The sequence below is a fragment of the Cryobacterium sp. N19 genome (assembly GCF_002929595.1).
In the GTDB taxonomy this organism is placed as follows: domain Bacteria; phylum Actinomycetota; class Actinomycetes; order Actinomycetales; family Microbacteriaceae; genus Cryobacterium; species Cryobacterium flavum.
Window position 1 is genome coordinate 77,727 of sequence record NZ_PJJR01000052.1, and the last position, 22,735, is coordinate 100,461.

The 22,735-nt window shown below is 65.3% G+C and carries 20 protein-coding genes; 5 read left to right on the forward strand and 15 right to left on the reverse strand.

All coding sequences use genetic code 11. The annotated features are described in order from the left end of the window. Positions 1 to 18: 18 nt before the first annotated feature. The gene (locus tag CXY78_RS13980; RefSeq protein WP_104090176.1) at positions 19 to 1,065 is read right to left on the reverse strand and encodes an alcohol dehydrogenase catalytic domain-containing protein; all 1,047 of its coding nucleotides are present in this window, start codon (positions 1,063 to 1,065) and stop codon (positions 19 to 21) included. 121 nt (positions 1,066 to 1,186) lie between these two features. Then, positions 1,187 to 2,572, reverse strand: coding sequence for a glycine--tRNA ligase (locus tag CXY78_RS13985; protein ID WP_092338597.1), 1,386 nt, complete (start codon positions 2,570 to 2,572; stop codon positions 1,187 to 1,189). A 163-nt stretch (positions 2,573 to 2,735) separates the two neighbouring features. Between CXY78_RS13985 and CXY78_RS13990 the strand changes: the two genes are divergently transcribed. The 3 genes from CXY78_RS13990 to CXY78_RS14000 are packed head-to-tail and all read left to right on the forward strand — an operon-like array spanning position 2,736 to position 6,452. Beyond that, positions 2,736 to 5,009: a carbon starvation CstA family protein gene (locus CXY78_RS13990; protein WP_104089873.1), complete on the forward strand. Its 2,274-nt coding sequence runs from the start codon at positions 2,736 to 2,738 to the stop codon at positions 5,007 to 5,009. Beyond that, on the forward strand, positions 5,009 to 5,236 hold the full coding sequence (locus CXY78_RS13995; RefSeq protein ID WP_104089875.1) for a YbdD/YjiX family protein: 228 nt from the start codon (positions 5,009 to 5,011) through the stop codon (positions 5,234 to 5,236). The genes CXY78_RS13990 and CXY78_RS13995 overlap by 1 nt, the downstream gene beginning before the upstream one ends. Positions 5,237 to 5,252: 16 nt before the next feature. Continuing rightward, on the forward strand, positions 5,253 to 6,452 hold the full coding sequence (locus CXY78_RS14000; RefSeq protein ID WP_092338591.1) for a hypothetical protein: 1,200 nt from the start codon (positions 5,253 to 5,255) through the stop codon (positions 6,450 to 6,452). Between the two features lie 2 nt (positions 6,453 to 6,454). On the opposite strand, the gene xylB is transcribed toward CXY78_RS14000, so the two are convergent. The 7 genes from xylB to CXY78_RS14035 form a co-directional block, all read right to left on the reverse strand. Beyond that, a complete protein-coding gene (xylB, locus tag CXY78_RS14005) occupies positions 6,455 to 7,864 on the reverse strand; it encodes a xylulokinase (protein WP_233206197.1) in 1,410 nt (469 codons plus the stop codon). Between the two features lie 32 nt (positions 7,865 to 7,896). Then, on the reverse strand, positions 7,897 to 9,402 hold the full coding sequence (locus tag CXY78_RS14010; protein WP_104089877.1) for a mannitol dehydrogenase family protein: 1,506 nt from the start codon (positions 9,400 to 9,402) through the stop codon (positions 7,897 to 7,899). Positions 9,403 to 9,413: 11 nt separating this feature from the next. Then, positions 9,414 to 10,130: an HAD-IA family hydrolase gene (locus CXY78_RS14015; RefSeq protein WP_199182622.1), complete on the reverse strand. Its 717-nt coding sequence runs from the start codon at positions 10,128 to 10,130 to the stop codon at positions 9,414 to 9,416. Continuing rightward, positions 10,127 to 10,927: a DeoR/GlpR family DNA-binding transcription regulator gene (locus CXY78_RS14020; RefSeq protein ID WP_092338587.1), complete on the reverse strand. Its 801-nt coding sequence runs from the start codon at positions 10,925 to 10,927 to the stop codon at positions 10,127 to 10,129. The genes CXY78_RS14015 and CXY78_RS14020 overlap by 4 nt, the downstream gene beginning before the upstream one ends. Positions 10,928 to 10,968: 41 nt before the next feature. Beyond that, entirely contained in the window at positions 10,969 to 11,865 is an 897-nt protein-coding gene (locus tag CXY78_RS14025; protein ID WP_092338585.1) for a carbohydrate ABC transporter permease, read from the reverse strand. Beyond that, positions 11,862 to 12,839, reverse strand: coding sequence for a carbohydrate ABC transporter permease (locus CXY78_RS14030; protein WP_104089879.1), 978 nt, complete (start codon positions 12,837 to 12,839; stop codon positions 11,862 to 11,864). Before CXY78_RS14030 ends, CXY78_RS14025 begins: the two co-directional genes overlap by 4 nt. An 85-nt stretch (positions 12,840 to 12,924) precedes the next feature. Beyond that, positions 12,925 to 14,265: an ABC transporter substrate-binding protein gene (locus CXY78_RS14035; protein WP_233206198.1), complete on the reverse strand. Its 1,341-nt coding sequence runs from the start codon at positions 14,263 to 14,265 to the stop codon at positions 12,925 to 12,927. Between the two features lie 256 nt (positions 14,266 to 14,521). Between CXY78_RS14035 and CXY78_RS14040 the strand changes: the two genes are divergently transcribed. After that, a complete protein-coding gene (locus CXY78_RS14040; protein WP_092338580.1) occupies positions 14,522 to 15,286 on the forward strand; it encodes a DeoR/GlpR family DNA-binding transcription regulator in 765 nt (254 codons plus the stop codon). Positions 15,287 to 15,294: 8 nt separating this feature from the next. Here the strand turns inward: CXY78_RS14040 and CXY78_RS14045 are convergent, their stop codons facing one another. From CXY78_RS14045 to CXY78_RS14065, 5 genes are all read right to left on the reverse strand, one after another. Beyond that, positions 15,295 to 16,062 carry a hypothetical protein gene (locus tag CXY78_RS14045; protein WP_104089883.1) on the reverse strand — a complete coding sequence of 256 codons (768 nt, stop codon included), beginning with the start codon at positions 16,060 to 16,062 and terminating at the stop codon, positions 15,295 to 15,297. Positions 16,063 to 16,090: 28 nt separating this feature from the next. Next, positions 16,091 to 16,894, reverse strand: coding sequence for a hypothetical protein (locus CXY78_RS14050; protein WP_134505226.1), 804 nt, complete (start codon positions 16,892 to 16,894; stop codon positions 16,091 to 16,093). Then, positions 16,891 to 17,235, reverse strand: coding sequence for a PadR family transcriptional regulator (locus tag CXY78_RS14055; protein WP_092338574.1), 345 nt, complete (start codon positions 17,233 to 17,235; stop codon positions 16,891 to 16,893). The genes CXY78_RS14050 and CXY78_RS14055 overlap by 4 nt, the downstream gene beginning before the upstream one ends. A 180-nt stretch (positions 17,236 to 17,415) precedes the next feature. After that, a complete protein-coding gene (locus tag CXY78_RS14060) occupies positions 17,416 to 18,357 on the reverse strand; it encodes a serine hydrolase (protein ID WP_092338572.1) in 942 nt (313 codons plus the stop codon). 95 nt (positions 18,358 to 18,452) lie between these two features. After that, a complete protein-coding gene (locus CXY78_RS14065; RefSeq protein WP_104089885.1) occupies positions 18,453 to 20,417 on the reverse strand; it encodes a M13 family metallopeptidase in 1,965 nt (654 codons plus the stop codon). A gap of 275 nt (positions 20,418 to 20,692) precedes the next feature. Between CXY78_RS14065 and CXY78_RS14070 the strand changes: the two genes are divergently transcribed. Beyond that, complete coding sequence (locus CXY78_RS14070) at positions 20,693 to 21,202, forward strand: hypothetical protein (protein ID WP_104089887.1); 510 nt, start codon at positions 20,693 to 20,695, stop codon at positions 21,200 to 21,202. A gap of 237 nt (positions 21,203 to 21,439) precedes the next feature. Here the strand turns inward: CXY78_RS14070 and CXY78_RS14075 are convergent, their stop codons facing one another. After that, the gene (locus tag CXY78_RS14075; protein ID WP_104089889.1) at positions 21,440 to 22,666 is read right to left on the reverse strand and encodes an ATP-binding protein; all 1,227 of its coding nucleotides are present in this window, start codon (positions 22,664 to 22,666) and stop codon (positions 21,440 to 21,442) included. Positions 22,667 to 22,735: the final 69 nt, after the last annotated feature.

Sequence of the window (22,735 nt, forward strand, 5' to 3'; positions counted from 1 at the left end):
GGTGGCAGCGCGCGACGGTCAGGGGCGGGCAACCTCGACTAGCGTGACGCCGGCCGGCGCGCCGGGCGTGGACATGGCAGCGAGGGCCGCCGGTGCTTCGGCCAGGGAAATGCGGCGGCTGATCAGGTCCGCGGGGCGCAGTCGGCCGCTCAGTACGAGGTCGAGCAGCGCCGGGTAGTCGTGGGCCGGCATTCCGTGGCTGCCGAGCACGGTCAGTTCCCGCGCGATCACCGTGCCCAGCGGCATCCGCGGGTCGTCGGCCAGCAGGCCGATCTGCACGTGCCGCCCGCGAGTAGCCAGCGAGCGGATGCTGATAGCCACGGTATTCTCCCGGCCAAGCGCCTCGAGACTCACCTGCGCGCCGTCCACGGTAAGCGCCCGAATGCGTGCGACCACCTCGGCATCGAAGAGCCCGGTCGAGTTGACCACGTGGGCCGCACCGGCCCGAGTCGCCGCGTCGAGCGCATCGGCACTGATGTCGACGGCGATCACCGTGGCTCCCAGCGCCTGCCCAATCATGATCGCGCTCAGGCCCACTCCGCCACAGCCGACGACCACGAGAGCTTCGCCCGCCTGGAGGCGGGCCTGGTGCACGAGCCCGCGATACGAGGTGGCGAACCGGCAGCCGAGCAGCGCTGCGGCGCCGGCGTCGAGGTCGTCCGGAATCGCGATGAGGTTCACGTCGGCGTGGTGCAGCGCGACCCGCTCGGCGTAGGAGCCCCAGTGAGTGAAACCGGGCTGGGTCTGGTTGCGGCAGACCTGGCCGTTTCCGGCGTCGCACTCCGGGCACTCGCCGCAAGCGCAGACGAAGGGCACGGTCACCCGCTGGCCCGCTCGGAACCGGCGCACGAGCGGCCCGACCTCATCGATCACGCCGACCAGTTCGTGCCCGGGAACGTGCGGCAGGGAGATGTCGGCGTCATGGCCGAGCCAGCCGTGCCAGTCGCTGCGGCAAAGGCCCGTGGCCTCCACCCGCACGATCACGCCGGCCGCACTCAAACGCGGCTCCGGCACTTCGCGCAGCATCGGAAGAACACCGAACTCTTCGAAATAGACCGCTTTCATGGTCTCAGTCTGCACGACGGATGCCGGTGCATCCGCTTTCGAGGCCGGCTGGCGTTGGGCCATGGCGGTCTCGACCAGCGGATGGTGGCGGCCGACTCGGCCACCACCATCCGTTCACACGCTACGCGCCGCGGAGGCGCACGGCCAGGTAGGCCTCGAGCTCGGCGAGCGGAACGCGCTCCTGCGCCATGGTGTCGCGGTCGCGCACAGTCACCGCCTGGTCGTCGAGCGAGTCGAAGTCGACCGTGATGCAGTACGGCGTGCCGATCTCGTCCTGACGACGGTAGCGACGACCGATGGCTCCGGCGTCGTCGAAATCCACGTTCCAGAGCTGGCGCAGGTTCGAGGCAAGCTCGCGGGCCATCGGCGACAGCTTCTCGTTGCGCGACAGCGGCAGAATGGCGGCCTTCACCGGCGACAGGCGTGGGTCGAGCTTGAGTACGGTGCGCTTGTCGACGCCGCCCTTATTATTCGGAACCTCTTCTTCGACGTAGGCGTCAACCAGGAAGGCCATCAGCGAGCGGGTCAGGCCGGCGGCGGGCTCGATCACCCAGGGCGTCCAGCGCTCGTTCTTAGTCTGGTCGAAGTACGAGAGGTCTTTACCGGACGCCTTGGCGTGCGTTGACAGGTCGAAGTCACCACGGTTCGCCACGCCCTCGAGCTCACCGAATTCGGTGCCGGTGAAGCCGAAACGGTACTCGATATCGACGGTGCGCTTGGAGTAGTGCGAGAGCTTCTCTGCCGGGTGCTCGAACAGGCGCAGGTTCTCGGGGTTGATGCCGAGGTCGGTGTACCACTTCATGCGGGTGTCGATCCAGTACTGGTGCCAGGTCTCGTCAGTGCCGGGTTCTACGAAGAATTCCATCTCCATCTGCTCGAACTCGCGGGTGCGAAAGATGAAGTTTCCGGGGGTGATCTCGTTGCGAAAGCTCTTGCCGATCTGGCCGATGCCGAACGGAGGCTTCGAGCGCGACGCCTGCAGCACGTTGGCGAAGTTCACGAAGATGCCCTGCGCCGTTTCGGGGCGCAGGTAGTGCATGCCGGCCTCGTCATCGACCGGGCCGAGGTAGGTCTTGAGCAGTCCGGAGAAGGCGCGCGGCTCGGTCCAGATGTGACGGTTGCCGCAGTTGGGGCAGGCGATGTCATCGAGTCCGTTTTCGGGCGGGCGGCCCTTCTTCTCCTCATACTGCTCTTCGAGGTGGTCGGCGCGAAAACGCTTGTGGCAGCTGGTGCACTCGATCAGCGGGTCGCTGAAAACCTCGACGTGACCGGATGCTTCCCAGACCTGGCGAGGCAAAATCACGCTCGAGTCGAGGCCGACGACGTCGTCGCGGCTGGTGACCATCGAACGCCACCACTGCTTCTTGATGTTCTCCTTGAGCTCGACGCCGAGGGGCCCGTAGTCCCAGGCCGAGCGGGAACCGCCGTAAATCTCACCGGCCTGAAAAACAAAACCGCGGTGGCGGGCGAGGGCGATGACGGAATCAAGATGAGTGGGCGTCGCCACGGTGGCTCCAATGGTCGAAGGCGCAGAATGCGGGCGAGTGCCCGGTTACCCATTTTACGCGCTCGATCCGACCCGAGTTCCCGCTCTGGTTCGGAGCCTTTCTCGCGCGGATGTAACGTTAGTAGGCAGATTCACAGAATTTGCCTTGGCTCAAGGAGGAGAAATGGGCGCTTCGTCCAGCACGACCGAAGAATCGACCGCTCTGAAACGAATTCCGCACGACCTCGCGGTCGCCCTGGATCCCGAGGAGCTTGACGCCCACGATCGTCAGTGGACGCCTCTCAAAATCATCATCTGGTCGGCTATTTCACTGCTCGGTGGCCTCAGCTGGGTCATGCTCGCCGTCGTGCGCGGTGAGACTGTCAACGCCATCTGGTTCGTGTTCGCCGCGATCTGCACCTATCTCATTGGCTACCGCTTCTACTCGAAGTTCATCGAGAAGCACATCATTCGCCCCGATGACCGCCGGGCCACCCCGGCCGAGTACAAGGCCGATGGCAAGGACTTCGCCGCCACCGATCGCCGCGTCCTGTTCGGTCACCACTTCGCCGCCATCGCCGGCGCCGGCCCCCTCGTCGGCCCTGTACTGGCCGCACAAATGGGCTACTTGCCCGGAACCATCTGGATCATCGTCGGCGTCGTACTCGCCGGCGCGGTGCAGGACTACCTGATTCTGCACTTCTCTATGCGCCGCGGCGGTCGCTCTCTCGGCCAGATGGCCCGCGACGAACTCGGCGTGATCGGCGGCACCGCTGCCCTCATCGCGACCCTCGTGATCATGGTCATCATCGTCGCCATCCTCGCTCTCGTCGTCACCAATGCTCTCGCCGAAAGCCCGTGGGGCGTGTTCTCGGTGGGCATGACCATCCCGATCGCCCTGTTCATGGGCTGCTATCTGCGCTTCTTCCGCCCGGGCAAGATCACCGAGATCTCCATCATCGGCTTCGTACTGCTGATCGCCGCCATCGTCGGCGGCGGCATGGTGGCCGGCACCGATTTCGGCCAGACCTCCCTGCTCCTCGATAAGGTCACCATCGCCTGGGGCATCATCATCTACGGCTTCATCGCCGCTATTCTGCCGGTCTGGCTGCTGCTGGCCCCGCGCGACTACCTCTCGACGTTCATGAAGATCGGCACGATCGGCATGCTCGCCGTCGCGATCGTCATCATCCGCCCCGAGATCAGCGTGCCGGCCGTGAGTGACTTCGCCACGAGCGGCACCGGCCCCGTCGTTGCCGGAACCCTCTTTCCGTTCCTGTTTGTGACGATCGCCTGCGGCGCCCTCTCTGGGTTCCACGCGCTGATCGCCTCTGGCACGACGCCCAAACTCATTCAGAAGGAACGCCAGACCCGGTTCATCGGCTACGGCGGCATGCTCATGGAATCGCTCGTGGCAATCATGGCCCTGGTCGCCGCGCTGTCGATCGACCGCGGAATCTACTTCGCCATGAACGCCTCGCCCGCTCTCACCGGCGGCACCGTGCAGGGCGCGGTCGCTTTCGTGAACAGCCTCGGTCTGACCGGCGTCAACCTCACACCGAGCATGCTGACCGACATGGCCACCAACGTCGGCGAAGAGTCGATCGTCTCCCGTACCGGCGGCGCCCCGACGCTCGCCGTCGGCCTGTCCCACATCATGCAGCAGCTCGTCGGCGGCGCGTCGATGATGAGCTTCTGGTACCACTTCGCCATCATGTTCGAAGCCCTGTTCATTCTCACCGCAGTGGATGCCGGCACCCGCGTCGCCCGTTTCATGCTGCAGGACAGCCTCGGTAACTTCTTCCCGAAGTTCAAGAACACGTCCTGGCGCCCCGGAGCCTGGGCCGCCACGGCCATCATGGTCGCCGCCTGGGGAGCCGTGCTCCTCATGGGAGTGACGGATCCGCTCGGCGGCATCAACACGCTGTTCCCGCTGTTCGGCATCGCCAACCAGCTGCTCGCGGCGATCGCCCTGGCCGTGTGCATGGCCATCGTCGCCAAGCGGGGCCTGTTTAAGTACCTCTGGGTCGTTGCACTGCCGCTCGGTTTCGCCGCTGTCGTCACGATTTCAGCGTCGTTTCTGAAGATCTTCTCGACTACCCCAGCCATCGGCTACTTCGCGCAGAACCGCGCGTTCTCCGATGCCCTCGCCGCTGGCGAGACGAGCTTCGGCACCGCCCCGAACGTTCTCGCCATGGAGGCTGTCGTGCGCAACACGATGGTGCAGGGCGTTCTCTCGATCGTCTTCGTCGTGCTCGCGATCATCGTGATCCTCACTGCGATTCAGGCCACCTGGAACGCCTACCGCAAGAACTCCAGTGCCACGAGTGAAGACGATGCCGTGCAGTCGCAGATCTTCGCGCCGGCCGGGTTCATCATGACCCCGCCCGAAAAGGTACTACAGGCCGAGTGGGATGCCCTTCCGGTGGAGAAAAAAATCAAGGTCAAGGGTCACTGATGATCGTTCTGGCGGGCGTCCGCAAGGGCGCCCGCGGCGTGGTCTGGTTCCTTAAGGGGATTCTCGGCGAGGACGCCTACGAGAAGTATGTGGCGCACCACGCGAGTGAATGCGAAACGGATGCCGCGGGCGCAGGCCGCGCGCCGCATCCGCTCATGACCGAGCGCGAATTCTGGCGCGACCAGACGGACCGGCAGGACAAGAACCCGCAGGGACGCTGCTGCTGACAGCTAGTCTGGACCGATGACGATCGGGGGTGGGGCAGAGCGGCTGCGCGCGCTCCGCACCCGACTCGGTCAGCTGCCGCCGTGGGGACTCGTGCTGCTGATCTGGGGTCTGTCGCGGCTCGTCACGACCGCACTGCTCGGTACCGTTTTTGCCGTCGCCTCGCGGGCTGGCTGGACCTTCGCGAGCTACCGGCGCGACCCTAACTTCTTCACCTTCTCGGGGTCGTGGGACAGCTCGTTCTACCGACAAATTGCGCTGCACGGGTATCCGACCGAGCTGCCGACGGATGCCGCCGGACATGTCGAGCCAAACGTCTGGGCGTTTCTGCCGGTGTTTCCCTGGCTGTCTCGCGGTCTGGCGCAGCTGACCGGCCTCGACTTCTACGTGGCCGGCGTGCTCGTGGCGACCCTGTTCGGCGCCCTGGCCGCGCTCGCGCTTCACCGCCTGCTGGAACCGCGAGTCGGGAGCCATTCGGCGCTGTGGGCGGTGGCCCTGCTCTGTTTCGGGCCGCTGTCGTTCATTCTGCAGGTGGCCTACGCCGAGAGCTTGTTTCTGTTCCTGGTGTTCGCGAGCCTCTGGGCGATGATGGAGCGGCGCTACCTGCTGATGATTCCGCTCGCCGCGGTGGCCGCGTTCACCCGACCGGGCGTGCTCGCGCTGTCGCTGGCCCTCGCTCTCATGCTGCTGCTGCGCTGGCGGGAACGCGAGCGCTTCCCCTGGCGCGAGCGCTGGGCGATCGTGGCCGCCGGGCTGAGCATTGCCGCGGCCGGGCTGGCCTGGCCGCTCGTGGCCGGCGCCGTCACGGGCGTGCACGATGCCTATCTCGCCACGGAGTTGTCGTGGTGGACCGGCTTTGTGGGCCGGACGTCGTTCGTGCCGCTCACGCCGTGGATCCTGATGGCCGGCCGTTACCTCGGCGTAGCAGGCATCGTGCTGGTTCTGCTGCTCGTGGCCGGGTTCGGGTGGTGGTTGTCGCGGCGGGCGCTGCATCCGCTTCGGCCGGACGTCATCGCGTATTCGGCGAGCTACGCGCTCTACCTCGTGGCCGTGTTCCTGCCGCAGCAGAGCCTGTTTCGTCTGCTGCTGCCGCTGGCACCGCTGCTCGGCGACCCAATGATCGCCCGGTCGAAGCCGCTGCGTCGCGGCCTGCTCGTGGGCTCGATCGCCCTGCAGCCCGTCGCGATCTGGCTGCTCTGGTTCATCGGGTACCCCTAGTGTCAAACCCCGTAGATCAAGCCGCGCTGCTCGGCGTAGCGGGCGCGCACGTCGACGGCCCAGTCCCGGGCGGCTGAGGGCGTGAGTTCGGTCGCGATCTCGCGCTTCCACTCGGGAAACTCGCCGTCAAGGGCCCAGGCGGCCTGCCGGGCGGCGCCGAGAGCCACGTATTCGCCGGGGGCTGGCAGAAGGACCGGCACGCCGAAGACATCCGCTGCGATCTTCTGCACGGCAGGCGATTGTGAGCCGCCGCCGATCAGAATGACCTGGCGCACGGGCACGCCCTGGCTGCGCAGCGAGTCGAGTGCGTCGGCGAGGCTGCAGACCAGTCCCAAAACGGATGCCTGGGCCAGGTTTTCGGGGCGCATATTGCCCCGTTGCATGCCGGTCAGCGAGCCGGTGGCATCCGGCAGGTTCGGGGTGCGTTCGCCGTCGAGGTAGGGCAGCATGAGCAGACCGTCGGCGTCGATCGGGGCGCTCAGAGCGAGCGCGCCGAAGCGTTCGATGTTCACGTCGAGCATGCCGGCCGTGGCCACGAGCGTGCGGGCGCCATTGATGGTGGCGAGCAGGGGAAGCTGACCGCCGGCGGCGTCGGCGAACCCGGCGACCGAGCCGGAGGCATCCGCTATCTGGGCAGCGGTGCTGGCGAACACGGTGCCGCTCGTGCCGATAGACACGATCACGTCGCCTTCTTCGGCCCCGAGGCCGAGTGCGGCTGAGGCGTTGTCGCCGGCGCCGGCCGAGACGATGACGCCGCCGCTGGTGACCCCGGCCCGCTCCGACGGGCCGAGCACCCGCGGCACACTGGCTGCGCGGCCGAGGGCGGACTCGAGCAGATCGAGGCGGTACTCGTTGCTGTGCACCGAGAAGTATCCGGTGCCGGAGGCGTCGCTGCGATCAGTCGTGGCCTCAACGGGCCGGCCGAGAATGTTCCAGGTGAGCCAGTCGTGCGGCAGCAGCACCTGTTCGACGCGGGCGGCGAGCTCGGGCCGGTTCTCGTGCATCCAGGCCAGCTTCGTGATGGTGAACGACGCGACCGGCACGACGCCGACCTCATCGGCCCACATCGAGGCACCGTACTGCTCGGTGAGCGCTCTGGCCTGCGGGGCACTGCGAACATCGTTCCAGAGCAGGGCGTCGTGCACGGGCGTGCCGGTGTCATCGAGGGCGACCATGCCGTGCTGCTGCGCGCTCACACCGAGAGCGAGCACGTTGCCGGCGCCAGCGGCCGCGTCGGCGCCTCCGGCTTGCTCGAAGGCGTCCCACCAACGCGCAGGGTTGATGCTCGTGCCGTCGGGGTGGGGTGCGCTCTGCAGCTGCAAAAGCTCACCGGTGTCGGCGTCGACGCTCACGACCTTGCAACTCTGGGTCGAGGAATCGACTCCGACCACCACGCGACGTTTCAGTGCCAACGCATCTCCTTTGAAACCTAGTTGTGATCAGCCTAATCGAGGGACTTCAGGAGATGTTCGAGGGTGCAACGGGCTCCGACCGTGTGCAGCAGGCCAAGCGCATGGTCGTAAGCCGCCACGAAGGCGTCGTCGTCGATCAGGTCACCGAACAGGTCCCGGTCGCGCAGGAAGGAGTGCGGGTCGCTCGCGTAACCGGTGGCGTTCTGCATGACGGTGTCTTTGACGCGGTCGACGACGTCGATCGGTTCACCGTGCTCGTCAATGCCCTCGGCGTAGCGGGCCCAGCTCGCCACGATCGCGGCGGAGAGGGCGAGCTCGCCGCCCCGGGCGGACTGCTCGCGGATCACCGGCAGCAGCCACTTGGGAATGCGGTCGCTCGACTCGGCGGCCAGGCGGGCAACGGTGTCGCGCACCCCCGGGTTGCTGAACCGTTCGATGAGCTGCGTCTTGTAGTCCTCGAGGTCGATGCCGGGTACCGGCTTGAGCGTCAATGATCCCTCGCGGTCCATGTAGGCGCGCAGGAACCCGGCGATGAGCGGGTCGGCCGCGGCGTCGTGCACGAGGCGGTAGCCCATCAAATGCGCAAAGTAGGCAAGCCCCTGGTGGCTCGCATTGAGCAGGCGCAGCTTCATGAGCTCGTACGGTTCGACGTCGCTCACGAGCTGGGCGGCCGACTTCTCGTACGGCGGGCGGCCGTCGGTGAACGCATCTTCGAGCACCCACTGCAGGAACGGCTCGCAGACGACGGGCCAGCGGTCGGCGAGACCGAAGGCCTTCGCGATCTGGGCTCGGTCGTCGTCGGTTGTGACCGGGGTGATGCGGTCGACCATAGAGTTCGGAAAGCTCACGGAGGCGTCAATCCAGGCGCCGAGGTCTGCGTCCTTGGCCGTGGCGAAGGCCACGAAGGAGCGGCGGGCGACGCGGCCGTTGTCCTGTAGGTTGTCGCAGGACATGACGGTGAACGGCGGGGTCGAGCGTTCGCGGCGACGACGCAGGGCCTCGACGACGAGGCCGAAGACCGTCGTGGGGGCGGCATCCGCTTGCAGGTCGGCGGCGACCTGCGGGTTGCTGAGGTCGAACCGGCCGCTGACCGGGTGGATGTTATAGCCGCCCTCGGTGACGGTGAGGGAGACGATTTTCACCTCGGGGCTCGCGAGGCGTTCGATCACGGCCTCGACGTCGTCGGGGGCGAACAAGTAGTCGATGATCGACCCGATCACGCGGGCGTCGAGCGTGCCGTCCGGGTGTTTCACGACGAGCGTGTACAGGCCGTCCTGCTCGAGCAGGGCGTCGCGCATGCGGGCGTCGGAGGGCATGACGCCGACACCGCAGATGGCATAGTTGCGGGCGAGGCCCTGCTCGAGCAGGTCGTCGATCATGAGGGCCTGGTGCGCGCGGTGAAAACCGCCAACGCCGAAGTGCACGATGCCGGCCGTGAGACCGGCGCGGTCGTAGCTGGGAACCTGCACGGTCGCGGGCAGCGACGACAGTGTCGCGTTGCGCAGCGGGGCCAGGGCGGGAGTCGTGGTGTCGGTCATGCGTTCCTCATTCATTCGGTGGGCGATTGCGTCGGTGCAGCGTAGGCAGGGTCGGCGCGCAACTGCACTGCGCCGCCCAGATACAGCAGGGTGCCGTCAAAGCGGATGCCGCCCAGGTCTGCTAAAACGAGGGTCGCCCTGGTGTCCAGTCCGCGCACGCCGATGCCGACGGTGAGGCCGATCTGGGCGGCCTGCGCCGACTCCACGCCGGCGTCGGCGTCTTCAAACACGACGACTCGGCGCGGGTCGATGCCGAGCCGCTGCACCCCCAGGCGATACGGGTCAGGGGCGGGTTTGCCGCGCGTCACATCGTCGAAGGTGACGAGGCCCACCGGGCAGGGCAGCCCAGCAGCCCGCAGCCGGGCGCGGGCCACGACGGCCACGGCGCTCGTCACGATGGTGAACCGGGCGCTAGGCAGCGCCAGCAGCAGGTCGCGGGCGCCGGGCAGGGCTCGCACGAGCGGGGCCGTTTCGACCTCTTTCAGCATGAGCGCGTGGTCCGCGCGGTGCACGTCGACGGCCGGCACGAGTTCGGCGATTGTCTCCCTGGCCGGTCGGCCGTGGATGATGTCGCGGTTAAAGTCGAAGCCGGGAGCATACTCGACGGCCCATTCGTTCCAGGCTACGGCGGCGGCTTCGTCGGAGTTGACGAGCACCCCATCGCAGTCGAACAGCAGGCCGTCGATCGGGTAGCTGCCGATCTCCGACGCCGGGCTGGCCGCCGTCACTGTGTGATCTCCGATTCGAGCGCGCTCGCACGCAACACGGGCACACCGGCCTCGGCGGCCAGGGCGAGGATCGCGTCATTCACTTCCCCGTCGACGACGAGGTGGTCGACCTCGTCGAGCTGAGCGAACTTCACCAGGCCGTGCGCTTGGAACTGGTCATGGTCGGCGACGAGTACGACGGTGGTGGCGGCATCCATTGCGGCGCGCTTGATGCGGGCGGCTTTCGGGTTGGCAGCGAGCAGCTGGCCGCTCGGGGTGAGGCCGCTCACGCTGATGAACGCGAGGTCGATGCGAATGTGCTCGAGCGATTCTCGGGCCCACTGGCCGGATTGCGAGTCGTCGACCGGATCGACGGCACCGCCGAGGTTGTAGACCGAGAGTTCGGAGTTGCGGCTTGCCACGAGGGCCACCGGAATCGAGGTCGTCACCACCTGCAGCGCGGCGGAGTTCGGCAGGCACACCGACAGCGCCTCGGCAATCGGCCCGGCATCGAGAAAGAGGATGCCGCGCTCCGGCAGCAGGGTCGCCGCCAGGGTGGCGACCGGGTGGGCGACCGGTTCGGGCACCGTCAGCCGGTCGAGGTCGTTGACCGGGTCGGCGACGCTGATCGCACCGCCGTGGGCTCGACGCAGCCGTCCGTCGTCTTCGAGGGTGCGCAGGTCGCGGCGAATAGTCTCCTCCGCAACGGCGAGCGACTCGGCGAGCTCGTTCACCTCGACCCGGCCGGCACCGGCGAGCGCGAGCAGAATGCTCGCGCGACGGTCATCGGCGCTGCGACTGGTTGGATCCGGTTTCATCTGGGCTCCCCTGGTGTTCTCGACGACAGGTGTTCTTACAACTACTTGATCGCGCCCATGGCGAGGCCCGTGACGAGGCGCTTCTGCGCCAGCCAGCCGGCCAGGACCACGGGAAGAACCGCGAGAGTCGATGCTGCCGAGAGTACCGCGAGAAACTGCCCGCGCCCGTCGACGAAGCTGCCGAGGAACGGGGGAGTGGTGCGTGCCATGGTGGAGGTGAGCAGGCTGGCCAGGAAGTACTCGTTCCAGGCGAAGATGAAGCAGATCAGCGCGGCCGCAGCGATGCCGGGGGCGACGATGGGCATGACCACGCGCACGAGCTCGGTGAAGAAGTTGGCACCGTCGATCTGGGCCGCTTCGACGATCTCGAGCGGCACCTCGCTGAAGAACGAGCGCATCATCCACACCGCGAGCGGCAGGTTCATGCCCACGTAGAGAACGCTCAGGGCCGTGATGTTGTCGAGCATTCCGAGTCCCTGCAGCAGCAGATAGATGGGAATGATCGCGGCCGCGATCGGCATGAACCGGGTGGAAATGAAGAAGAACAGCGCGTCGGTCGACTTGATGATCGGGCGAATGGAGAGGCCGTACGCCGCCGGAATTGCCAGCAGCAGCACGATGACGGTGCTCATGACGCTCGCGGTGAGCGAGTTGAGCAGGTAGACGCCGAACCCGCGGTCGAGCACTTCACTAAAGCGGTCGAGGGAGAGTGCGGTGAAGATGGTCGGAGTTCGGGTCGCCGCCGCGGACTCGGTCTTGAAGGCGGTGAAGACCATCCAGGCCACCGGAAAGAAGAATCCGAGCGTGACGATCCACGTGAAAATGGTGAGCGCCGTGCTGGTAGCGCGGTGGCGCATCCGCTTGGCACGGCGGTGCGACGGGGCCGGGGCGCTTGCGCGGGGTACGGTGCCGGGCTTGGTGGCGGTGGCGGTACTCATGATTTGGCTCCTTCACTGGAGGAGATCTTGAAGAGCAGGCGAAGGGCGACGCTCGCCACGATGATGGTGAGCAGAACGGTGATCACGCCATAGGCGGCCGCTTCGCCGATTTCGAGGCCCACGAAGGCGCGTTCGTAGAGCAGGTAGGAGAGGGTCTTGGTGCCGCCCGTGCCGCGAGTCATGATGGCGATCGGGTCGAAGACCTGCAGCAGCATGATGCCGCCGAGCAGCACGGCCAGCTCGATGTACTGGCGCAGGTGCGGGAGGGTCATGTGCAGAAAGCTGCGAACTGGGCCGGCTCCATCAACGGATGCCGCCTCCAGCGTCTCCTTGCTCTGGCTCTGCAGCCCGGCGAGCAGGATGAGCATCATGAACGGCGTGTACTGCCAGGTGAGCACCATGATCACGGTGAGGGCGGGAAAGTCGGTGTTCCACTGCACGGGGTCGACGCCGAGCACCGAGAGGCCCCAGTTGACCATGCCGACGTTGGCGTCGAGCATGGACCATTTGAAGATGAGGGCTGCGGCGGCAGGCATCATGAGGAACGGCGTGATGACGAGGGTGCGGGCCAGGCCCTGGCCGAAGAACTTGCGGTTGAGCAGCAGGGCGATGCCAAGGCCGAAGAGAACGGAGAGCACGATCGACGAACCGGTGATGACCACGGTCGCCGACAGTGACTGCATGAACGCGCCGCCGGTGAAAACGGTCACGTAGTTGTCGAAGCCGGCGAAGCCGCGCAAGCCGGGACGCATCAGGTTCCAGTTTTGGAACGAGTAGTAGATGGTGACGAGGAAGGGAATCTGCGTCACGAGAATGGCGACGACGATGGCCGGCCAGACCAAGGTGCGTGCCAGGCGGAGGGCCTTCTTCTGGCCGGCGCTCAGCTCCGGCGTCGAGGGGCGGCGAAGCGTGCGTGACGCGGCGGGGGCCGGGTCGTGCGCGGGTTCAGCCACGATCAAATCTGGCGCGGTCATCTCTGAGTTCCTTCTCGTTCTCGGCGTTGAACTGACGAGGTTTGGGCGGCGCCTGGTCGACGCCGCCCGCGTTTCAGTGCTGGGGTTACTTCTGGGCGTCTCCGGCTTGCTGGGCCAGCTCCTGGCCCTTGTTGAGAACGTTCTCAACGGTGTCGCGGCCGGCGAAGACGTCGGCGATGTCCTGCGAGACCTGGTTGCCGAGGTCCTGGAACTCCGGCACGGTGACGTACTGGATGCCGACCCACGGCTGCGGGTTCACTCCGGGCTGCGTCGGGTTGACCCCGAGCATGATGTCCTTGGTGATCGGTGCGAACGCCGAGGCTGCGGCGAGGTAGTCGGCGTTCTCGTAGGTCGAGGTGCGGGATCCCGGGGGGACGCGCTCCCAACCGAGAGTGGTGCCGACGAGGTTGATGTACTCGGTGCTGGTCGCCCAGCTCACGAACTCCCACGCGGCGTCCTGGTTGTTGCTGGTCTTCGGAATGGCGAGGTTCCAGGCCCAGAGCCAGCCGGATTCCTCGGTTTCCTTGACCGGGGCGTGCACGTAGCCGATCTTGCCGGCGACGGCGGAACCATCGGCCTCGATGGGGCCGGCAGCGCTCGTGGCGTCGTACCACATGGCCGCGTTGCCCTGCGAGAACAGGTTGAGGCACTCGGTGAAGCCGGTCGAGACGGGGTCGGCTTCGCCGGCATCCTTCACGAGGTCGGTGTAGAACTGTACGGCTTCGGTGAACTCGGGCGAGTCGACCTCGGCGTTCCAGTCCTCATTGAACCAGCTGCCGCCGAAGGTCTGCACGACAGTGGTCAGCGGGGCGAACAGCTCGCCCCAGCCGGGCTTGCCGCGCAGGCAGATGCCGGCCACGTCGTCGGACTTGAGGGTGCGGGCGAAGCCGGCAACCTCGTCCCAGGTGGGGTTGGTCGGCATTTCGAGGCCGGCCGCGGCGAACATGTCCTTGTTGTACATCAGGAAGGACGACTCGCCGTAGAACGGAACGGCAAAGAGGCTGTCGTCGACGGTGAGGGCTTCGCGCACGGGCGGCAGCAGGTCGTTGACGTTGTAGGCGGTGTCGGCTTCGGCGAGCGGGCCGAGGTCGACGAGCCAGTCGTTCTGGCCCCAGATCGGCACCTCGTAGCTGCCGACGGTGACGATGTCGTACTGGCCGCCCTGGGTGGCGACGTCCTTGGTGACGGCGTCACGTAGGTCGTTTTCTTCCATCGCGACGAAGTTCACCGTGATGTCGGGGTGGGAATCTTCGAAGGCGCCCTTGAGCTCCTCCATGTCCTTCATCTGCGGGTTGTTCACCGTAGCCAGGGTCAGTGTCACCGGGCCGTCGGCCTGCTGTGCGCCGCCTCCGGCTCCGCTGCATCCGGCCAAAAGCACACCCACCGAAGAGAAGGCGATTGCGCTGAGGGCAAGCCTTTTCTTCATGGAATAAGACTTTGTCATCTCAAACCTCTTCATCGTCGACACGTCCTTGTGGACTGGTATGTAGTTACTGTGACCCGATTGAGTGGAAAAAGCAACTCAAATTGTGGTTTTGTGATGTTTTTGTGACGACAAATTGCCCGAGTCTGCATCATTTTTGCTGCGAAACCACAAAAACGGATGCCATCGGCCGGCTTCCGCCCGCCGGATTGCTAGTCTGAGGCGACGGCTGCGCGCCGTCGACTGCGAGGAGGCAGGCATGTACCCAGCGGAACGACAGGCCGCAATCATCGCGCTCGCGCAGGGTGGCACCGGCGAGATCTCCGTGGCCGCTGCGAGCGTCGCGCTCGAGGTCACCGCCGAGACCATTCGCCGCGACCTCGTGGTGCTCGAACGCCAGGGCGTCATCCGGCGCCAGCACGGCGGTGCCCGCCTGGTGCAGAGCACGCCTTTCGAGATTGCCCTCGCGCAGCGGCGGTTGGAGAACGCGCCACAGAAACATCGCATCGCCCAGCGTGTGCTGCAGGAATTGCCGGAGGATGGCGTTGTGCTGCTGGATTCCGGCGCACTCACGCTGGTGATCGCATCCGTTTTTCCGGAGGACCGGCGATTGATCGTCGTGACCAACAATCTGCCCGCTGTGCGGCTGCTTTCGCGTAAACCGCTGCTCACGGTGCTCGCGCTGCCCGGTCGGGTGCGCAGTGTTTCGCAGGGAGCGGTCGACGAGTGGACTCGGGCACGCATCAGCCAGCTCAACGTGGACGTCGCGTTCGTCGGCGGCAACGGCCTGACCGCCGAGGCCGGGCTCACGACGACCATTCCCGACGAGGCCGAGGTGAAGCGTGCCATGATGCTGTCGGGGCGGCGGCGAGTGCTCGCCATGACCTCGAGCAAGATCGGTCAGAACTCGTTCTGCCACGTCGCCGACGCCAATGAGTTCGACCTCATCATCACCGACGACGGAATCGACCCGCGCCAGGCCCGCAAGCTGAGCGCCGCCGGGCCGGAGCTCGCGATCGTCTGAGCTGCGACCTAGCGCGCAACCGGCTCGCCGAACAGCGCGAACAGCCAGATCACGATCGATGCCATCACCATCGACCAGGTGACCAGGCCCAGAAATAGGCGGGTTGCGAGCGAGGGGCGTGATGCCGGCGTGACGCCCGGGTCGATGATGGGATCCTCCCGCAGGGAATGGCGTGCCTGGCTCCAGATCGCCGGAACGAGCACGAGCAGCGCCGAAATGATCACGACGGCCAGCGCGGGAACCGTGAAGAGAGTAGCAGCGGAGTCGATCGCGAGGTTCAGCCCGATGGGGAGGGCCAAGCCCAGCAGGACGGCGACCACGAACATCCAGGCCCGCGGGCGCACCCGCGCGAGCGACCGCAGGAACGTGGGCATCAGTACGGCGCCGACGATCACGATGACGAACATGGTGATGGTGGGCAGATCGACGCGCACCGCCTCCCCCTGCACGAGCGGCAGCGCCGACACCGTGAACCCGATGAGCCCCAGCACACCGAGACCGGCCCGCAGGCCCACCCCGTTCACCGCGCGTTGCGGCATGGTCGCCAGGCCGAGCTCGGCCGCGTAGTTCCTGGGGCTGCCGAAGCACTCTTCGGCGCTCGTTCCGGAGTCGGCCAGAAACTCCCGCGCACTGGCCAGCGCATCGCCGATGTCGATGCCCGGCACCGCGAGCAGTCGCAATTCGATCGTGAACTCGTCGAACCAGGTTGCGTCGTCCAGCTTCGCCGAGCGGATGTCCGCGCTGCCGTTTTCGAGATCACGCGGGTTGGTCGTCATGATTCGGCCCCTCTTGTTGGATCGGACATCAATTACTCGGGTAGAGGGCGAAGGTGAGCACGAAGCTGATGGCACCGTAGACGACCATGATCCAGTTGGCACCCACGGCCAGAAGGCGCACCCCGCGGGACGGGAGGGTCGCGGCACCGGTGCCCGGCTCGATGATGAGATCCTTTTGCAGGTTCTGACGCACCTGGTTCCAGATGGCCGGCGCCAGAAGCAGGATTCCGGCCCCGATGGCGACCGGCAATGCCGGAATGCTCAGTAGCACGGCCTGCCCCCACCACACGCTGAGCAGAACGGGACCGATACCGCCGAACGATACCCCTGCCACGATCAACCCCACCGTCAGCGGGCGGTTCCGCGCGCGCACGAGGACGGAAACGACTCTCGGCATCAGCCCCAACAGGAGCAGCGTCACCCCCAGGGACACGACCATCCACAGTCGCACGGCCAGACCGTCGTCACCGCCCGCGAGGGGGTAGGACGTTTGGCCGAGCACTACCAGCCCGATCAACCCGATTCCGTTGGTCAGCAGGACCTCCCGATTCGATGACTTGTCCTCGGGAAGGGTCGGCAAATCGAGCTCGACGGCGTAGCGGGCGGCGCTGCCAAACGACTCCTCGGCACGGGCACCGGAGTCGGAGAGAAACTCGCGGGCGCTGGCCACGGCATCGCCGATGGCGGCGCCGGGCACCTCGAGCAGGCGCAGTTCGATCGTGAAATCGTCGAGCCAGGCCGCGTTGTCGGTCTCCCGTGCGGCCTCAGCCAAGCGGATGCCGGCCGTATCGGAATCGCTGCTGTCGTGATCGATCGGGTTGCTGGTCATCATGATTCGGCCGGCCCTTTCTGCAGGTGGTCGTGCACGGTGGTGGAGAAAAGTTGCCAGTGGGCAGACTGGTCCGCAAGTTCCTGCTGCCCGTCATCGGTGAGCGAGAAGTACTTGCGCCCGGGTCCCCCGGCGCCCGGTCGCCATTCGGCGGCGATCCAGCCGGCCGCCTCAAAGCGGGTGAGCAGCGGATAGAGCGTGCCACCCTTGATGGCGCCGAACCCCGCCGCTTCGAGCGCGGTCGCGATCGCATACCCGTAGGTCGGGCCGGGCGCGAGCGTGCGAAGCACGCACAGGCTGAGGGCCGCGCGCATCCAATCGGCCGGCCAGGGTTTCGGTTGCATGACTACATAGTCTCACTAGTTAGTCAGACTGTCTACTTGAGCAGGGACCAGCGCGGGACTTCGCAGGGCTGCGAACCGGGCACGTCGAGCCGACCCGTAGCTTTTAATGACCGAGGTGTGAGTTTCAGGCGCTTGAAACGTTTAAATCGGATTCGAAACTCACACCTCAGCACGCGCAACTCAGTGCACGTACTCCAGGAGGTCCGCCCCGACGGCGCGCATACCAGCGAGCACCGCGAGCCGGGTCATCAGCTGGGCGTCGTCGAACACCATCGACACCGCGTAGGTCACGCCGGCACGCGGACCCCGCAGGACTCCCACCTCGCAGCGCACCCCCGCAGCCGTCCCGGTCTTGTTGACCATGAGCAGGCCGTGATCGCTCTCCCGGTGGGCCAGCGGATCAAGTCCGAATGCACTGGCCACGAGCGACAGGTCGGTGTTGAGCGATAGCCAGCCGATCACCCGCGCGCTCGTCTCGGCGTCGACGATCTCGCCGCGGGCGAGCGCGGTGAGCAGCCAGGTGAGTTCCTTGGCGCTGCCCACGGACAGCTGTGGGGCGTCGTCCGGGCCGCGCTTGTCACGCACCAGGTCGAGCAGCGCCGTGCGGCTGAGCCCGAGTTGCTCGGTGCGGGCGCGTACCGAGTGCAGCCCGACGGCGCGAATAAGCACGTTTGTCGCGAGGTTGTCGCTCGTCGCGCCGACCAGCGCGGCGAGATCAGCGACGCCGAGTCGTGAAATCTGCAGGTGCTGCCAGACACCGGAATCGCTCACGGCATCCGCGCCGGACCGCTCGAGCATCGTGGCCAGGCCGAATTCGGCGTCGTTCAGGCGTGCAGCCACCTCGATCAGCAGCAGCACCTTGCCAACGCTCGCCGTCGGCATCGACACGTGATCGTCGACCGAGAACAGCACCCGTCCGGTCGCGAGGTCGGTCGCGCGCGCCGAGACCTGCACCCCGTTGAGGGCGAGATCTCCGAGAAACGCGAAGCCGCGGGTGAAATCCTCAGGCTTGTCCGCCGTGCGGTGCTTGCCACCGGAGAGCGCGGCGTGGCGGGAACGGGCCGGGACAGCATCCGCTCGGCTGGAGGTAGCGCTGTCGCCATCGCGCCTGGAATAGACCACTGGGTCGATCCTCTCTTCGGCAAACGCCCCGCGCTGGCCTCATCCCCGGCTCAGAAGAACCTGCTCCACACTAACCCCCGACAGGGGCCACCGGGCTACCAGATGGTGACGCGCTTCTCGGGAGCGAGGTAAAGGGCATCCGCTTCGCCCACCTGGAACGCCTCGTAGAACGCGGGAATGTTGCTGACGATCTGGTTGCAGCGAAACTCGTTCGGCGAGTGCGGGTCGATCGCCAGCAAGCGGATGGCCTCAGCGTCGCGTAATTTCATCTGCCACGCCTGGGCCCAGGAGAGGAAGAAGCGTTCAGCGCCGGTGAAGCCATCGATAACCGGCGATTCTTCACCGTTCAGCGAGAGCAGGTAGGCCTTCCAGGCGATGGAGAGCCCGCCGAGGTCGCCGATGTTTTCACCGATCGTGAGCGCGCCGTTGACGGTGTTGCCCGGGATGGCCAGCGGCGTAAGACCCTCGAACTGCGCGATGAGCGCGGTCGTGCGCAGCTCGAACGCGGCCTTGTCCTCGGCGGTCCACCAGTCGGTGAGCCGGCCGTCGCCGTCGTACTTGGAGCCCTGATCGTCGAAGCCGTGACCGATCTCGTGGCCGATGACCGCACCGATCGCACCGTAGTTGGCGGCTGGGTCGCGCGCGTCGTCGAAGAAGGGAAACTGCAAAATGGCGGCCGGAAAAACGATCTCGTTGAATCCGGGGTTGTAATAGGCGTTGATGGTCTGCGGGGTCATGAACCATTCGTCGCGGTCGAGCGGCTTGCCGATCTTGCCGAGCTCACGCTGAAACTCGAACTCGCCAGCGGCCTTGACGTTGCTGATCAGGTCGTCTGCGGTGATCTGGAGGCTGGAATAGTTGCGCCATTTCACGGGATAACCGATCTTCGGCGTGAACTTGCTGAGCTTCTCGAGCGCCCTGGTGCGGGTCTCTTCGGTCATCCACTCGAGGGTGCTGATGCTGTTCTCGTAGGCCGCGACGAGGTTGGCCACGAGCACGTCCATGCTCTCCTTGGCGCTCGGCTTGAAGTGGCGTTCCACGTAGATGCGGCCGACGGCCTCGCCGAGGGCGCCCTCCACGAGCGAGACGCCGCGCTTCCAGCGGTCGCGCAGCTGCGGGGTGCCGCTCAGGGTGCGGCCGTAGAAGTCGAAATTCGCCTCCACGAATTCACCAGACAGATACGCAGCACTCGAGCGGATGACCTGCCAGCGCAGCCAGTCCTGCCACGACTGAAGGCGGTCTTCGGTGAGGGTGGTGGCGAGGCCGGCGATGTAGCTGGGCTCCCGCACGACGACCTCTTCGAGAGCGCCGGCCGGGGCGTCGAGGCCCTCCAGCCAGAGGTCAACGTCCGCGCCGGCAGCGAGCGCGGAGACCTGGCCCCAGGTGCGCAGGTTGTAGGTCTTCTCGCTGTCGCGGGTTTCGACCTTGTCCCAGTGATGCGAGGCGAGTTCGGTTTCCAGGGCGAAAACGCGCGCTGCGCGGTCGGCGGCGTCTGCGAAGCCGGCGAGGGTGAACATCCGCTCGAGGAACTCGAGGTACTTGGCCCGAATGTCGGCGAACTTCTCTTCGCGGTAGTACGACTCGTCGGGCAGGCCGATGCCGCCCTGGGCGATGAAGACGAGGTAACGTTCGGGGTTGCCCGGGTCGTTGTCGACGTAGAGGTGGAAGGCGCCGGCGACGCCGCCCCGCTCGAGGCGGCCGAGGGTCGCGAGCAGTTCGGAAATGGTGGTGACGGCGTCAACCGCCTCTAGGTCACTCTCCAGCGGGGTGGCGCCGAGCGCTTCGATGCGTTCTTCGTCGAGGAAGCTCGTGTAGAGGTCGCCGAACTTGCGCTCGAGGGTGCCGGCGGGGGCGGTCTGTGCCTCGACGATGATCTCGCGCACGGCCTTCTCGGCGTCTTCGGCAAGCATCATGAACGAGCCCCAGCGGGCCTTGTCGGAGGGGATCTCGCTGCGCGCGATCCATTTGCCGTTGACGTGCCGAAAGAGGTCGTCTTGCGGGCGCACCTCCGGGTCAAGTTCGTGTCTGTTGATTCCGGATGCAGTCGCCAGTGAGGTCATGGGTTCAGCCTATCTGGGGCAGGTGACAGGTGGCCCAACGAGCGAGATGCGAGCGGCCGCTGTCCTGGTTTGGAGCAAGACCTCAGCAATAGGTGGGTGACGTCGTTCGAGAATCTGACCGTCTTCAGTCCTTGACGCACAACGACGACTCTCCCGGCTCCCGGGGCGCTGCATCTACTGCGATTCCAACGCTGTGCTGAGAGCACAGTCGGCCCAATTGTTCGCTGTCAGCGGGTACCTTAGGCTGCACGACGAAAGGTGCGTGATACCGCGAGATGGACGCCCTAACACCCCACGAAGTCGAGCAACTTGTCTCACTCAGACTGGCGCTGGAGAACGCTCTCCTGCAATGCAATCGAGCCACGAAATACCGGCGCGGAACGGCGCTGGTAGCACTAGATACGGTCGTTGAGCGGGCCAGCGCCATCGTGGCCGTCACCAGCGGTGTACCCGTGCCGAAAAGCGGCAATCTCGATGACCTGATTAGCAAACTAAAGGAGTCACTTGGCGAACGTTGGGTTCCCGGCGTCTTGCCGGACATCAGGCAGCTCAGGCGCCCTCGGAACGCGACCCAGCACGAGGGCCTGGAACCGGATAGGGAGCAGATCCCGTCCTGGGCTAGTGCGGTTGCTGTCTACGTAACGACACTCATCGATACACAATGTGCTCGGCATCACCCCGTACTTTCTGTCGAAGACCTCGAACAAACGCTGCGCGACGTTGACCCAGTAGTGACAGAACAACTGGTAATTCAAACAGAGACAAGGATCGACGTCTCCTTCTGACGACGGTCGCACGAGACGTAGAAACCACGCTCGACAAATTAGCTGAAACCAAGTCAAATTAGACTCGGCCAAATGCTGCCCGACTTGAGTTGTCATCCAGGATCTATACGTCGTCGGTCACGAAGGGGATCATGACGGCGAGCGGATGCTGTACACAGTCAAACCGCGGTTCTGCGGCATCAGCATTGGAAAGTTCCGCTTCTTCAATCCGGCCTACCGCGCAGGACCGCTGCTTTTTTACGGGGTCGGCGTGGTTTTTTTCCGTCGTTGTGGGGCGGGAACGTCCAACGTCGGAACAGCCCGCAACATGAATTGGTCAAAGTCGGGGACAGTGAACGCGGCGTAGCCATGTTCCGGTGTATACAGGAGGCCCATTTCTATCAACTCCGCCCGAGTCGGACCGACCTGTGTCGATTCTCGTCCCATGATTCGCGCAACATCTGACGCCTTTTGTGCGCCCGGCCCCAGTTCAGCCATCGCCCTCATGTATGCAGCCTGAAGGGGCGTTGACCGATCGAGTCGGACTCGGAAGAAGGATCCGTCAAGCTTGGAATCGTAGGCTTCCTTTGCAATCGCAACATCGTCACGGGTGATCCGATGCGCGTTCGCCACCGTCCAGACCTGATACCCGAGCTCCTGGATGAAGTAGGGATACCCCCGAGTCATCTCCATTGCAAGGTCGACGGCATCCTCGTTAAAAATTGCGCCCTCATTGGCTGCGGGCTCGGTGAGCGCCTTTCGCGCGTCGTCGCCTTCGAGCGATCCAATCTTCGGAAATTTGAAGAGCCGTTCAGCATACGACTTGGCATCGCCCGCTAGTTCTGTGATTTGAGGAAGACCGGCCCCGACGAAAGTGACGGGCAACTTCTTCTGCACCGTCTTGTGTACGGCCTGAATCAGGGCTTCGAGTTGAGGGCTTCCCAGGAATTGCACTTCGTCAATTAGGATTACCAATCCCTTTTCTTGCTCCTTCGCGGCTTCACCAATCGCAACAAGTACGTCGGTCAGATCCATGCCAAGATCGCCATGGTCGGCAAAGCCTTCTGCTGGTGGAACATCCCACGAGAGTGACCATGCGCCTTGGCCATCCACTGACACCGCGAATGCGCTAAGCACCTCGGCAGCGCGCTTGCCTCGAGCAGTCCATCGAGCTCTCGGTGCCAGCCGAAGTAGTGCGGACTTTAGCTGCGAGAACATTGCCTGACGAAAATGAGTGTTGTTGTGTTTGCTCGCCTCGAGCTCGATCACTTCCCATTTTGAAGCGATGGCTATTTCGACGAATCGATTGAGCAGTACCGTCTTGCCAACCCCCCGGAGCCCAGTGATAATCATCGATTGCTCGGACCTGCCGCGGGAAAGTCGCTTGAGCAGCGTCTCGAAGGCCTCCGTCTGAGCGTCTCGCCCGATGAGGATCTCAGGTGCGGCGCCGGCATTCGGTGTGTACGGGTTGTCAATGTTTTCCACGTGGACAGTTTAGGCACTTTAGTTTGGTTTATCTATTTTTCCTAAAGTTACCTAATCTCCCAAATCGGA